General features: G+C 67.4%; 13 protein-coding genes. 3 read left to right on the top strand and 10 right to left on the bottom strand.

The features are described from left to right. Positions 1–26: 26 nt before the first annotated feature. From CTP10_RS19740 to CTP10_RS19700, 9 genes are all read right to left on the bottom strand, one after another. The gene (locus CTP10_RS19740; protein ID WP_029047256.1) at positions 27–827 is read right to left on the bottom strand and encodes an aspartate dehydrogenase; all 801 of its coding nucleotides are present in this window, start codon (positions 825–827) and stop codon (positions 27–29) included. 13 nt (positions 828–840) lie between these two features. Continuing rightward, entirely contained in the window at positions 841–2,550 is a 1,710-nt protein-coding gene (locus CTP10_RS19735) for a thiamine pyrophosphate-binding protein (RefSeq protein WP_116322666.1), read from the bottom strand. Continuing rightward, positions 2,543–3,346, bottom strand: coding sequence for an SDR family oxidoreductase (locus tag CTP10_RS19730; protein WP_116322665.1), 804 nt, complete (start codon positions 3,344–3,346; stop codon positions 2,543–2,545). Before CTP10_RS19730 ends, CTP10_RS19735 begins: the two co-directional genes overlap by 8 nt. Before the next feature lie 5 nt (positions 3,347–3,351). Continuing rightward, a complete protein-coding gene (locus tag CTP10_RS19725) occupies positions 3,352–4,218 on the bottom strand; it encodes an IclR family transcriptional regulator (protein ID WP_116322664.1) in 867 nt (288 codons plus the stop codon). Positions 4,219–4,249: 31 nt separating this feature from the next. Next, the gene (locus CTP10_RS19720; protein ID WP_116322663.1) at positions 4,250–4,786 is read right to left on the bottom strand and encodes a cupin domain-containing protein; all 537 of its coding nucleotides are present in this window, start codon (positions 4,784–4,786) and stop codon (positions 4,250–4,252) included. A gap of 43 nt (positions 4,787–4,829) precedes the next feature. Then, on the bottom strand, positions 4,830–5,603 hold the full coding sequence (locus tag CTP10_RS19715; protein ID WP_116322662.1) for an SDR family oxidoreductase: 774 nt from the start codon (positions 5,601–5,603) through the stop codon (positions 4,830–4,832). Beyond that, positions 5,596–6,657, bottom strand: a complete 1,062-nt coding sequence (locus CTP10_RS19710) for an aromatic ring-hydroxylating dioxygenase subunit alpha (RefSeq protein WP_116322661.1) — start codon at positions 6,655–6,657, stop codon at positions 5,596–5,598. The genes CTP10_RS19715 and CTP10_RS19710 overlap by 8 nt, the downstream gene beginning before the upstream one ends. Before the next feature lie 34 nt (positions 6,658–6,691). After that, positions 6,692–6,997, bottom strand: coding sequence for a recombinase-like helix-turn-helix domain-containing protein (locus tag CTP10_RS19705; RefSeq protein WP_376790677.1), 306 nt, complete (start codon positions 6,995–6,997; stop codon positions 6,692–6,694). A 240-nt stretch (positions 6,998–7,237) separates the two neighbouring features. Beyond that, entirely contained in the window at positions 7,238–8,122 is an 885-nt protein-coding gene (locus CTP10_RS19700; protein WP_116322659.1) for an alpha/beta fold hydrolase, read from the bottom strand. A 570-nt stretch (positions 8,123–8,692) separates the two neighbouring features. On the opposite strand from CTP10_RS19700, the gene CTP10_RS19695 reads away from it, so the two are divergent. The 3 genes from CTP10_RS19695 (at position 8,693) to CTP10_RS19685 (ending at position 11,523) form a co-directional block, all read left to right on the top strand. Beyond that, positions 8,693–9,787: a porin gene (locus CTP10_RS19695; protein ID WP_116322658.1), complete on the top strand. Its 1,095-nt coding sequence runs from the start codon at positions 8,693–8,695 to the stop codon at positions 9,785–9,787. Between the two features lie 95 nt (positions 9,788–9,882). Then, the gene (locus tag CTP10_RS19690; protein ID WP_116322657.1) at positions 9,883–10,875 is read left to right on the top strand and encodes a Bug family tripartite tricarboxylate transporter substrate binding protein; all 993 of its coding nucleotides are present in this window, start codon (positions 9,883–9,885) and stop codon (positions 10,873–10,875) included. Positions 10,876–11,031: 156 nt separating this feature from the next. Continuing rightward, on the top strand, positions 11,032–11,523 hold the full coding sequence (locus CTP10_RS19685) for a DUF421 domain-containing protein (RefSeq protein WP_116322656.1): 492 nt from the start codon (positions 11,032–11,034) through the stop codon (positions 11,521–11,523). Between the two features lie 36 nt (positions 11,524–11,559). On the opposite strand, the gene CTP10_RS19680 is transcribed toward CTP10_RS19685, so the two are convergent. Beyond that, a complete protein-coding gene (locus CTP10_RS19680; RefSeq protein ID WP_116322655.1) occupies positions 11,560–13,143 on the bottom strand; it encodes a fatty acid--CoA ligase in 1,584 nt (527 codons plus the stop codon). Positions 13,144–13,170 lie beyond the last annotated feature (27 nt).

The raw sequence follows: 13,170 nt of genomic DNA, 5'->3' as shown, positions 1-13,170 counted from the left end.
GGAGAGGGGAGCAAACTGTCGGTCCTTTAAATCGATACGGCGTGCGCCCGGTTGCCCAGCGCGCGCACCACGCTGAACACCGTCAGCGCGGAAGTCTTCGGGTTGGCGGCGAGCGGCTTGCCGCGCATGGTCAGTTCGAAGCCTCCGAATGCCCCACGCGCTTCCACGTGATGCACGTTCTCCACCGCATGCGGATCGGCCAGCAGCTTCACCGAGGTGCGGTCCAGCCCGAGGCCGGCCAGCGACACCGTGGCGGCGACGTTGGCGTTCTTCGGGTACAGGCGTGCGGCATCGCGCGCCGTGCCTTCGAAGATCACCGTCGTCTCGGTCAGCGCATCCAGGTCGAACAGCTTCTCGGCCGGCGTGCCGATCCACGCACGCGCCGGCTTGCGGCCGGTGTAGATCACTTCATCCAGCCCGCCGACGCGAGCCGCGGCCAGCGCATCGATCGCACCGATCGCGCCGGAGAGCAGTTGCACCTGCGTGCCGCCACGGCGCGCGGCCGCTTCCAGCCGCTCGGCCATGCCGGGCTCGGAAAGCGCGCCCACCGACACCACCATGCACGGAATGCCGCGCTCCAGCGCCGGCACGATGTGCTCTTCCAGCGCATGGTGGCCGGCGCACTCGACCAGCAGGTCGGGGCGCTGGTCGTCCAGGTGCGTGGCCACGCGGGCGCTGGGCGCCAGCGCGGAGAGCGCGCCGCGGGCCTCGTCCATCGCGCTCTCGGGCACGATCACCACGTCGAAGGCGACGTCGGGATCGCTCTTGAGCAGCTCAAGCACGCCCCGGCCAATCGCACCGCACCCAATCATGGACACATGCAGCATTTTTCTGCTCTCCTCAGGCGCTGACGGTGGCCTGTTCCGAAGCCGGGGTTTCCTTGTTCACCGGCGGGCCGGCAAACACGGTCTTGAAGCTGCCGATCGACAGCATGTCGATTTCCAGCAGGAACGGGCCGGGCTCGACCGTGGCCTGCTCCAGCGCGGCGCCCACTTCGGCCAGGCTGCTGACGCGCGCATGGCGCAGCGACAGCGACTTGGCCAGCGCGGCGTAGTCGGGCGTATGCAGGTCCACGTAGTGGCGGCGGCCGCCGTACTGCGCGTCCTGGATGTTCTTGATCACGCCGTAGCCCTTGTCGTTCATCAGCACGATGACCATGTCGGCGCGTTCCTGCACCGCGGTAGCCAGCTCACCCAGGTTCAGGATGAAGCCGCCGTCGCCGGCAAGCGTGAAAGTCTTCTTGCCCGAGGCAGTGGCCGCCGCGCCGATCGCGGCGCCGATGCCCATGGCCAGGCCCTGGCCGATGCCGCCGCCCAGCGCGTGCACGCCGGCACGCGAGTCGAAGATGCGCAGTTCGCGGTTGCCCCAGGTGCTGTTCGACACGGTCACGTCGCGCACCCAGTTGAAGTTGCGGCCCACCGCGCCCTGGAGTGCCTGCACCAGTGCCGAGTACGGGCCCAGGCCATCGACCAGGCCGTTGACGGCAACGTCGTGCGCGCGGCGCAGGTCGGCGGCGAAGGCCGGATCGACCTTCATGCGCTTTTCGAGCCGGTCTGCCAGGGCGTCCAGCGCCAGCGCGGCGTCGCCGCTGACAAAGTAGTCGCTCAGGTAGCAGCGGCCTTCGGCGGCCGGGTCGGCGTCGATGCGCAGCAGCGGGCGCGGCAGCTTCAGTTCGTACTTCAGGGTTTCATTGCCGCGCAGGCGCGAACCCACCACCAGCATCGCGTCGCAGGTCTGGTAGAAGGCCTCGACCGGCTTGTGCAGGTTGTAGGCGCCCAGCGAGCGCGGATCATCTTCCGCCACGATGCCGCGGCCCTGCGTGCTGGTGACCACGCCGAAGCCCAGGTCCAGCAGGCGTTGCACTTGCTTGCTGGCGTGGCGCGCACCGCCGCCCAGCCACAGCAGCGGGCGCCTGGCATTCGCCAGGCGCTCGGCCAGCGCGTCCAGCGCGTGCGCCGACGGCACGTGCCTGGGCACCGGCAGCGGCTGCAGGTCGGCCGGCAGGTCGATCAGCGCGGCCTGGATGTCGATGGGGATCTCGACGCTGACCGGGCCGGTCGGCGCCGTCAGCGCGGTCTGCACGGCCAGCTTGATGGTGCTGATCGCGGTGTCGGCGCTGCGGATGCGGAAGGCGGCCTTCGACACGGCCTTCAGCATGGTGAGCTGGTCCGGCGCTTCGTGGATGTAGGCCAGGCTCTGGTCCAGGTACGGCGTCTCGATCTGGCCGGTGATATGCAGCATCGGCGTGCCGGCGGTCAGCGCTTCAACCATCGCGCCGGCGGCATTGCCCGCGGCGGTGCCGGTGCTGGTCAGGCACACACCCAGGCCGCCAGTGGTACGGGCGTAGGCGTCAGCCATGTTGGTGCCGCCCGCTTCGCCGCGCGCCGGCACGAAGCGGATCTTGCCGCGCTCGCCCATGGCATCCAGGATCGGCATGTTGTGGATCGAGATCACGCCGAACGCGGCCTTGACCCCGCACTGCTCGAGGAACGCCGTGATGGCGCAGCCAACGGTGACCTGCTGTTGTTCGTACTGTTGTTGATTAGGCATGACGGGAGTGTCCTCCGGAGATATCGATATGGCTGCCCGTGGTGTACGAAGACAACGGCGAGGCAAGGAACAGGATGGCGCGGGCTGCCTCGACAGGCAGGCCCAGGCGGCCAAGGGGAATATGTTTCTGCTGGGCCAGGCGCGCGGTCCACGCGGCCCAGTCCAGGTGGCGGTCTTCTTCGGCACGCGCCTCGAAGCGGCGGCGCCACTGGCCCGACTCGACCAGCCCGATCAGGATGCCGTTGACACGGACACCCTTGGGCGCGAATTCGGTGGCCATCGAGCGCACCAGGTTGAGCACGCCGGCGCGCGCGGCGGAGGTCGCCACCATGTGCGGCTCCGGCTGCTGCGCCAGCAGCGAGTTGACGCAGACGATCGCGCCCTGGCCCGACTTCTCCAGCTGCGGCAGGAAGGCGCGCGTCGGGTGGATCACCGAGAAGAACTTGAGCTGCAGTTCGTCCATCCAGGCCGCGTCCTCGGTATTGGCGAAGGTGGACACGCGGCCCTGGCCGGCGTTGTTGACCAGCATGTCAACGTTGCCCAGCGTGGCCTGCACGTCGGCGGCAAAGGCGGCGACCTGTTCCGGCTTGAGCACGTCGCAGGTCGCGGCATGGAGCCGGCAGCCGGCGAACTTCTCGCGCAGCTGTGCTTCGGCGCCGCGCAGGCGGGCTTCGTCGCGGCCGCACAGGGCGACGGCGGCGCCCGCTTCGAGCAGCAGTTCGACGGTCGCCAGCCCGATGCCGGAGGACCCGCCGGTAACGACGGCAACCTTGCCGCCGAGTTCAATCATGGACATTGTCCTCACTCCCGATACAGATTCACCACCTTGCCGGCGCTGTGCAGCGACGGCCGGTAGTCGAGCAGGCGCGACAGCTCGCCCGCGGTGTTCCTCACCTTCTCCACCATCGCGTCCAGTTGATCCGGATCGAAATGCGCCGGATCGATATGCGCGGCGGGGATGGTGGCCCCCAGCGCCGCCACCACCTTGCCGGTGCGGTCGCGCACCGGCGCGGCAATGGTCGAGATGCTCGATTCGAAAAAGCCTTCCTGCAGCACGTAGCCACGCTCGCGGTCGCGCTGGACGATGGCAAAGAGCGCATCGACCGTGCGCGGCGTGCTGTCGGAGAACACTTCCAGCTGCGCCTCCGGATACAGCGCGCGCAATTCCGCCAGCGACAGGTCTTCCAGTAGCACGCGCCCCAGCACCGTGGCATGCGCCGGCAGACGCGTGCCGACATTGACCGAGCTGGCGAACGGCCGCGGTGACACCGCCTTGGCCACATAGACGATCGAACGCCCGTCGCGCACCACCAGGTTGGTCGGGTAGCCGATCTCGTCGCGCAGCCGCTCCAGCAGCGGGCGGCCCAGCTCGGTCAACTCCAGCGACGCCAGGTACTCAAACCCCAGCCGCAGCACCGCCATGCCCAGCCGGAAATCGCGGCCGCCATCGGCGCGCTCGACGAAGCCCAGCATTTCCAGCGTGGCCAGCAGGCGGAACACGGTGGAGCGCGGCACCTTGAGGCGGCGCGCCAGTTCGGCGGCCGACATGGTGCGGTCCTTGCTGCTGAACTCGCCGAGCAGGCGCAGCCCACGCTCCAGGCCCGGGACGATGTACTTGTCCTGGGTCTCGTTGGCGGCTGGCGTCGTCGGGAAGGCGTTGGTGCTCATGGTCAGTGCGTGCGGACGGGCCGATGGCGCATCACCGCTTGATCTTCGTCAGCGGGTGCTCGGGCGGGTACGTCGGCGTGATCGGCTTCTTGGCACCGAGCATCACGCACATCAGCGCGTCTTCCTCGCCGATGTTGATTTCCTCGCGATACACGCCCGGCGGCACCGAGACCAGGTCGCGGTCGGTCAGGATGGTCTCGAAGCGCTCGCCATCCTTTTCCAGGATCAGCTTGATCTTGCCGCGCATGACGAAGAACACCTCTTCCACGTCGGTGTGGATATGCGACGGGCCTTCATGGCCGGCCGGGATGATCATGGTGGAGAAGGTGAAGTGCTCCGACGGCACGGTGTTGGTGTCCGCGGCCACGCCGGTGCCGCCGGTGCCCAGGTAGCGCATCTGCGCGCGGCGGTACTTGGGGTCGTAGTCGGCCTGGAACTTCAGCGCGTCCCAGTCGTACTTGCGCGTGGAGAAGCGCGCGACGCGGCTTTCCATCCACTGGTCGAACGAGGCGCCGTCCGGCTGGTCCCACGAACGCTTGATGTTGGCTGGTTGGGAAAGATCGCTCATTTGGATTCCTTCTGTTTTCAGTGGATCAGTTGGATCAGTTGGATCAATGCATGACAAAGCCGCCGTTGACCGCCAGCGTCTGGCCGGTCACGAAACGGGCAAGGTCGGAGAGGGCGAACAGCACCGCGCCGCAGACGTCGTCGGGCAGTTGCTCGCGCGGGATCGCGCGCTGCTCGCGGTACAGGTCGTGGCGATGCTGCGGCACGTATTCGGTGGCTTCCACCAGCGTCAGGCCCGGGGCCACCGCGTTGACGGTGATCTGGTCCTTGCCCATTTCACGGGCCAGCGAGCGGGTCATGCCGATGATGGCGCTCTTGCTCGCCACATAGGCCAGCAGGTTGGGCGCGCCCCACAGCGGCGTGTCCGACGCCAGGTTGACCACCGCGCCACGGCCACTGGCGCGCAGCGCCGGCAGGCAGGCAGCGGTCATCAGCCAGGTGCCGCGCACGTTGACGTTCATCACGCGATCCCAGGTGGCGATGTCGATGGCGCTGGCATCGCGGCCGCCCGAGTCGGTCACGGCGGCGTTGTTGACCAGGCCGTCAAGGCCGCCCAGGGCCTTGACCGCGGCCTCGGCGCAAGCCTGCACCGAGGCGGGATCCGCCAGGTCCAGCACCACCGGCACCACCTTCAGGCCGCGGGCGCGCAGTGCGTCGGCTTCCTGCTGCAGGCGCTCGGCCAGGATGTCGGCCATCGCCACGCTGGCGCCGGCTTCGGCCAGCGACTTGACGAAGGCCAGCCCGAGGCCGCGCGCGGCACCGGTGACCAGCACCTTGCGGCCGGCCAGCAGCGTGTTGTTGGTGAGGGCTTCAGGCATGGCTGGCGGCTCCGGCGGGCTTCAGCATCGCCACCGGCTCGTCGGCGACTTCCTGCTCGGCGCGGCGCTTCAGCAGACGGCGCACGCGCGTGATGCCTGCGTCGTGCTGGTACAGCATTTCGTGGTCGCGCGCGTTGGGGGCCATCATTTCCAGCACCACGCGGTCCTGTTCCAGCACGTCCCAGTGCAGCTGCTCCAGGCGGTTGCGATACAGGAAGCGCCATACGTCGCGCTCCCAGCCCTGCACGTGGCGGGTACGCCAGAAGAACACCATGCAGTGGTCTTCATCCACCGGCGTGGCCATGCCGACGATGCCGAACGGGCCGCCGGGGCCGACCTTGGCGCGGTACGGGATCGCCAGGCGCAGCCACAGCGTGCCGGTCTCGCCGAATTCCACCCAGTCGAAGTTGACGCCGCGCTGGCCGGTCTTCTCGAACACCAGGCCGTGCTCGGTCTCGCGGATCTGCATCACTGCCGACTTCTCGCCCGAGGCCATCGAGTGCGACACCGCGTGCAGGTAGGCACCGTGCATCGGGTCCATCACGTTGTCGATGGCGTAGCGGTAGTTGCAGTCCCAGTGCGCCACGCACAGGAAGTTGCTGTGTTCCTCGCTGACCAGTTCTTCCGGCAGGCGCAGCTCGTCGGGGCTGCCTTCGCCTTGCGGAGCCTGGTCGCCGAACCACAAAAAGATCGCGCCGGCCTTTTCCTGCACCGGGTAGCTGCGCACGCAAGTGCGGCCTTCCAGCGGGCAGCTTTCCACCGCCGGCACGCTCTTGACCTGGCCGTCGCCGCCGACTTCCACGCCGTGGTACCAGCAGGCGACGCGGTCGCCCAGGTTCCAGCCCATCGACAGGCGCGCGCCGCGGTGCGGGCAGCGGTCTTCCAGCGCGTGGACCTGGCCGGCGCCGTCGCGCCACAGCACGATGTTCTGGCTCAGGCGGGTGATGCCGATCGGGGCATGGCTCACCGCCCACGAGGCGGCGACCGGGTACCAGTAGTTGCGCAGGCCGGTGTTCAGGCGGGCTTCGGCGCGGGCTTGCTTGTTCGATTCCATCTTGTTCTCGCTAGGGACGCGGTTCTGGCGTGGTTCAGGCGCCCAGGCGGCGCATTTCGGAGAGGAAGCGCTCTTCGGTCCAGGGCTGGCCGTCGACGCCCAGGAAGCCGGCGGCGTTGAACGCGCGCACGATGTCCTGCGGGTTCTGGGCACCGCCTTCGAAGGCGGCTTCGATGGCGTCGCCCAGCGCGTTCTCGTAGGCGGTCGCGGCGGCGGCGCGGGTCTGCCAGACGATGTTGGCGACCTTGCCGGGTTGTTCGATATGGCCCTTGCCTGCGACGTTGTTCGGCGCCGGACGCTCCCAGGGCACCAGGTTCGGGTTGTACGAGAGGCTTTCCATTGCGCTTTGCTCCATGTCTTGCAGCTTGGGGGACCGTGTTCCGACGCCGTCCGGATGCGACCTGCTCTTTGCGTCCGTCGTGTTTTACTAATGAAACACTGGTTTAGATATTGAACACAGGTACGACTATAGACAACGCAACCGTAAAAATTGACTGGGGTAAACCCGAAAATTCAGATCAGGCGGCGCAAGCGGCGCGCCAGGGAAGCGGCGCCGCGCGGGTGGCGGCGCCGGAAAGGATCAGGCGGTGCCCTGGGGCAGCGCCGAGCGGATCAGCCGCGCGGTCGCGGCGGCCTGCTCGATGTAGCAGGCATGGCCGGCGTCGGGGATCAGCGCCAGCGGCAGGTCGAAGCGTTCGGCCAGCGTGCCGCAGGCCAGCGGGGTGGTCACCACGTCGCGGCTGCCGCAGGCAATGCGTATGGGCAGCGACGCCGGACGGCGCGACAGATAACGGTCGATATCGTCGCCGCACAACATCGCCACCGCCTGGCGATAGCCGTCCGGGTCGAGCCGCTGCATGTTCCAGCGCACCCACGCGTGCGCGCCGGCATCGGCCAGCTCGCTCAGCAGCCGGGACGGCCCGCGTTGCGCCAGCCCTTCCACGCCGAGCGTGTCCAGCGCCGCCAGCCGCTGCTGGGCCACCTGCTGCGCCTGCGCTTCCTTGCCCGCCGCCCCGTAGCCCTGGGCCACGCTCAGCAGCAACAGCCGCGCCGGCAGGTTGCGCGCGTTGGCGGCATAGGCCGCGGCCATCAGCGCGCCGAGCGAATGGCCGACGATCAGGGTGGGCTGTATCGCCAGCGCCTGCAGCATGCCGTCCAGCCGTTGCGCGTAGTCGGACGCCATGGGGCGCTGCTGCGCCAGCGGCGTCGAATTGCCGTAGCCCGGCGCGTCCCAGGCGATCACGCGCGCCTGCGCGGCCAGCAGGCTGGCGCAAGGCAGCCACGAGGCCGCACCGGAGCTGATGCCATGCAGCAGCACGATGGCGGGCCCGCTGGTTCCGCCACTGCGGTACGCCACCTGCGCGCCGCCATCGACGGTCACCACGCGTTCCGCAAACCCGCTGCTCAGGGCCTCCAGTAGCTGCCGATCCGGCTGCGGAGGAATGGGGGGTTGATTTTGTTCCATATATAAAACTTAGGTTTGCGAATAAAACTTTTAAAGCATAGGCGTGCGCTTCAGGAAACGGGATCAGGGTAAACGATAGGCCTGTCCGACACGAAAACGTCAACGCGCCGGGCTGGTGCACGCACCGGTTTGCACGGCGCGCCAGGCTCTTGCTTATGGCATCGGGCGCAGCGCCTTTGCCGGTGCGGCACGACGCCTGGGCGACCGGACTGCCGGTGGCGCGCGCCACGTAGTGCCGATGCACCGCCCGTGCGCACGCCCGGCCCTGCGCGGGTGCAGCCGGCGGCTGTCCGGCGCGTCGTCGCCGTGCCGCACTAGGGATAACCCTCCTCACAGCTTTAGGAAACTCGCGGCTATATTTTGCTCAACGTTTCTTATGTTGTTTGATGTTCCATATATAAAACATAAAAGCGGCTGTCGCAGCATTTTTGCTAGGCATCCCAGCCCACAAGGATCCACAAGAGGAGAACACCCTGCCAACAACAAGCCTGCCCTGACACCCGGCCGCCATCGCAGCAGTCCGGACCACAAAGACGATTACAAGACGGAAAAACGGAAGGAAACTGGTAGATGAAACTTGCACGAACCGCCGCGGCGCTGCTTGCCGCTTCCCCCCTGCTGGCCTCGGCCCAATCATCGGTGACGATGTATGGCGTCATCGATACCGGTGTCGAGTACGTGAGCAATGTCGGCGCCAACGGCGACAGCCTGGTGCGCATGCCCAACAACACCGCCACGGTGCCGTCGCGCTGGGGCATCCGCGGCACGGAAGACCTGGGCGGCGGGCTGAAGGGCCTGTTCGTGCTGGAATCGGGCTTCTCGCCGGACACGGGCAACGCCAACCAGGGCGGCCGCCTGTTCGGGCGCCAGGCGCTGGTCGGGCTGAGCAACCAGTATGGCCAGCTGTCGTTCGGCCGCCAGTACACGATGCTGTTCTGGGCCATTCTCGACAGCGATATCCTCGGGCCGAACGTGTACGGCTCGGGCTCGCTTGACAGCTACCTGCCCAACACGCGCGCCGACAATGCCGTCGCGTACAAGGCCAACTTCAACGGCTTCGTGGTCGGTGCCACTTACAGCTTCGGGCGCGACGCGGTCAACGCCGGCCCCAGCCCGGCCGGCACCAACTGCGCCGGCGAGAACCCGGCCGACAAGAAGGCGTGCCGCGAGTGGTCGGCCATGGTCGGCTATGACAGCAAGACCTGGGGCGTGATCGCGGCCTACGATTCGCAGCGCGGCGGTCCCGGCGCCTTCGGCGGCCTGACCAACAGCAACCTGACCGACGACCGCCTGTCGATAGGCGGCTACATGTTGCTGAAGAACACCAAGCTTGGCGCCGGCTGGATCCGCCGCGACAACGAAGGCAGCCCCACCCCGATCAGCGACCTGTACTACGCCGGCGTGTCTTACGACATCACCCCGGCAGTCAACCTGGCCGGCCAGGTCTACTTCCTGAACTACCACGGCAGCGACAACGAGGCGATGCTCTACGCGCTGCGCGCGACCTACAGTTTCAGCAAGCGCACCTCGGTCTATGCCACCGCCGGCTATATCAATAACGACGGCCAGCTCGCCATGTCGGTAAGCGGCGGCTCGCCTGGCTCCAACCCCCGCCCGGGCGCGAACCAGTGGGGCTCGATGCTGGGCATCAAGCACATTTTCTGAGTCGGTAGCGACGCCCCGGCGCCGCGCGCCGGGCTTCACCAGCCATGTGGCCCCGGCCCCCGCCGGGCGCCAAGTTTTACCGAGGTCTGAACATCATGAAGTCTGCACGCCGCAAAGTCCTGGCCACGCTGGCCGCCGCCGCCACCGTGCTCTGCACCGGCACCGGCACCGCCCTGGCCCAGGGCGCGTACCCGAGCAAACCCATCACCATCGTCGTTGCCTATCCGGCCGGCGGCGATGTCGACGTCCTGGCACGCCTGTTCGCGGAAAAGCTGGCACCGCGCCTGAAACAGTCGGTGGTCGTGGAAAACCGCACCGGCGCCGCCGGCACCATCGGCAGCGCCTACGTAGCCCGCGCCAACCCGGACGGCTACACGCTGCTGCTGGCGCCCAACACCGTCGCCATCGCACCGCTGGTGCTCAAGGCCGGCACCGGCGCCACCTACGACGTGCAGCATGACTTCACGCCGATCGCGCAGATCGGCACGCAGTCGCTGTTCGTGGTGGTCAACAAGGGCACCGGCATCACCAAGGTCAGCGACCTGGTGGCGCGCGCCAAGTCGGGCAAGGTGGAAACCTATGCCACGCCGGGTAACGGCTCGCCGATGCACATCATGGGCGAACTGTTCAACAAGTCCGCCGGCATCAAGATCAGCCAGGTGCCGTACCGCGGCCTGGCGCCCGCCATCGTCGACGTGATCGGCGGCCAGGTCCCGGTCACCTACGTCACCTACGGCGCGGTGGCGCAGTACGTGGGCAATGGCAGCCTGGTGCCGCTGGCCGTGGCAGACCAGAAGCGCTCGCCGTTCGCGCCCAATGTGCCGACGCTGGCGGAACTGGGCTACAAGGATGTCGAGATCGGTGCCTGGCAGGCGCTGCTGGGTCCGAAGAACATGCCCGCCGACATGGTGCGCACGCTCAACTCACATATCAACGAGATCCTGAAGATGCCCGACGTGGTCGCCCGCATGGCCACTATCGCGGTGACGCCGGCGGGCGGCGAGCCGGCCACGCTGTCGAAGCTGATCGCCGCGGATACCACGCGCTATACGAAGATCGTGAAGGAGTTCGGCATCCAGGCCGACTGACCTTCGCACCAGCGGCTTCCTGCGAAAGCAGGAGCCCGCCGGGTGCGCCACGGCAATCCGTACGCAGCCGCTGCAAGAATTACCGTCAGCACGGCGGCGTGGCGTGCACCAGCGCCATCCCCGCAAAGTGGCCCGGAAGTTGCTGCGCTTGCAGGCATGGACCTCTCGTTCGACTGGCGCGAAGCCCTCTTCTTCACCATCTCGCCGCTCGAGATCGTCGTTCGCGGCACGGTGATGTACTGGGCGCTGTTCCTGATGTTCCGCTTCGTGGTGCGGCGCGACATCGGCTCGCTGGGCATTGCCGACCTGCTGGTGGTCGTGATCGTTGCGGATGCTGCGCAGAACGGCATGGCCGGCAAGGGTGAAGGCGTTGCCGACGCCATGCTGCTGGTTGCCACGTTGATCGCGTGGAACCGCCTGATCGACCTGCTTGCCTACCATTTCCCCACATTCCAGCGCTTTGCCGAAGCGAGGAAGATCCTGCTCGTGCGCGACGGCACCAAGCTGCGCGAGAACATGCGGCGTGAATCCATCACCGACGACGAACTGGAAGCCAAATACCGTGAAGAGGGCGTCGAGAAGATCGAGGAGATCAAGGCGCTGTACCTGGAAGCCGATGGCAAGGTCAGCGTGATCAAGAAGAAGTAGTTGCACCCTGTCCCGCAAGCGGGACAGGGTGCCAGGCTAGTTCACCTGCCGGTTCATCCCCTCCCAGAACGGCTCGCGCAGCTTGCGCCGCAGCAGCTTGCCGGACGGATTGCGCGGCAGCACGTCGACAAACTCGATGCTCTTCGGCACCTTGAAGCCAGCCAGCCGCTGGCGCGTCCACGCAATGATGCCGTCGCGGTCCGGCGACTGCCCTGGCTTGAGCACGACGATGGCCTTGACGGCCTCGCCCCACTTCTCGTCCGGCACGCCGATCACCGCGACGTCGGCCACCTGCGGGTGGCCGTAGATGGCGCTTTCGACCTCGGCCGGATAGACGTTCTCGCCGCCGCTGATGATCATGTCCTTGACGCGGTCATGGATGTACAGGTAGCCCTCCGCATCCATATAGCCCGCGTCGCCGGTGCGCAGCCAGCCGTCGGCATCGATGGTGCGCGCGGTTTCTTCGGGCTGTTTCCAGTAGCCGGCCATATTGTGCTGCGAGCGCACCACGAGCTCGCCGACTTCGTCCGGACCCAGCGCGCGCCCTTCATAGTCCACCACCTTGATCTCCACGCCCGGCAGCGGCTTGCCCGCAGCGCGCATGCGCGGCACCTCTTCCGTGGTGTGGTCCTCGGGCGGCAGCGCGACGATGGTGCCGGTGGTCTCGGTCATGCCGTACTGCTGCACGAAGCCGCAGCCGAACACCTCGATGCCTTCGCGCAGCAGCGCCGCCGGAATCGGCGCGGCGCCATACAGCAGGTACTTCAGGCGCGAGTAATCCACCTGGCGCGCGCGCGGATCGCGCAACACGATCTGCATCGCCGCCGGCACCATGAACAGCTTGCTGACGCGTTCGTGCTCGATGAAATCCAGCACAGCGCGCGGGTCGAATTCGCGTGCGACCACACCCTTGGCGCCCGAGAGCAGATTGCGCAAGCCCCAGCCCGAGCCCCCGATATGCGCCACAGGCATCGCCACCAGCGAGATATCGTCGGACGTCCAGTGCGACCAGGGAATGCCTTCGCGTTCGCTGACCTCGGTGCCAATGGTCAGGTTGCGGTGTGTCAGCATCGCGCCCTTGGGCCGCCCGGTGGTGCCGGAGGTGTATAGCTGCAACACCACGTCATGCGGCGCCGGACGGTGTGCCGGCGGCGTCGCCGGCTGTGCGTCGCGCCAGTCGGTGTAGCAAGCGGCATCGCCGCCGTCGGCGCACGGTTCCATCAGCACCACCTTGCGCACCATCGGCAGCGCCGGCCGCAGCGACTTCACCATTGCCGCCGATTCCGGCCCGACGAACAGCACCACCGCATCGCAATGGCCCACGATGAATTCGACCTCTGGCGGCGCCAGGCGCCAGCTGGCCGGCGTGGTGACGACACCGGCCTTGGCCGCGCCAAGCAGCAGTTCGAAGTAGCGGTCGCTGTTCTTGCCGATATAGCCAATGCGGTCGCCGGCGCGGACGCCCTCGGCCAGCAGCGCCTGCGCGACCCGGTCGGTATTGCGCTCGAAGTCGGCGTAGGTGGTCTGGCGGCCCTCGAACGCATACGCCACCGCGTCGGGCCGCAGCCTGGCGAAATGGCGCACGGCGTCAGGCAGCGTGCTCAGGTAGCTGAAATCCATCCGCGTCTCCGTATTGATTTGACCCAG

It is taken from the genome of Cupriavidus sp. P-10 (genome assembly GCF_003402535.2).
Lineage (GTDB): Bacteria > Pseudomonadota > Gammaproteobacteria > Burkholderiales > Burkholderiaceae > Cupriavidus.
Note: the sequence above shows the minus strand (reverse complement) of the source record. Positions and strands in the feature narration are given on the sequence as shown.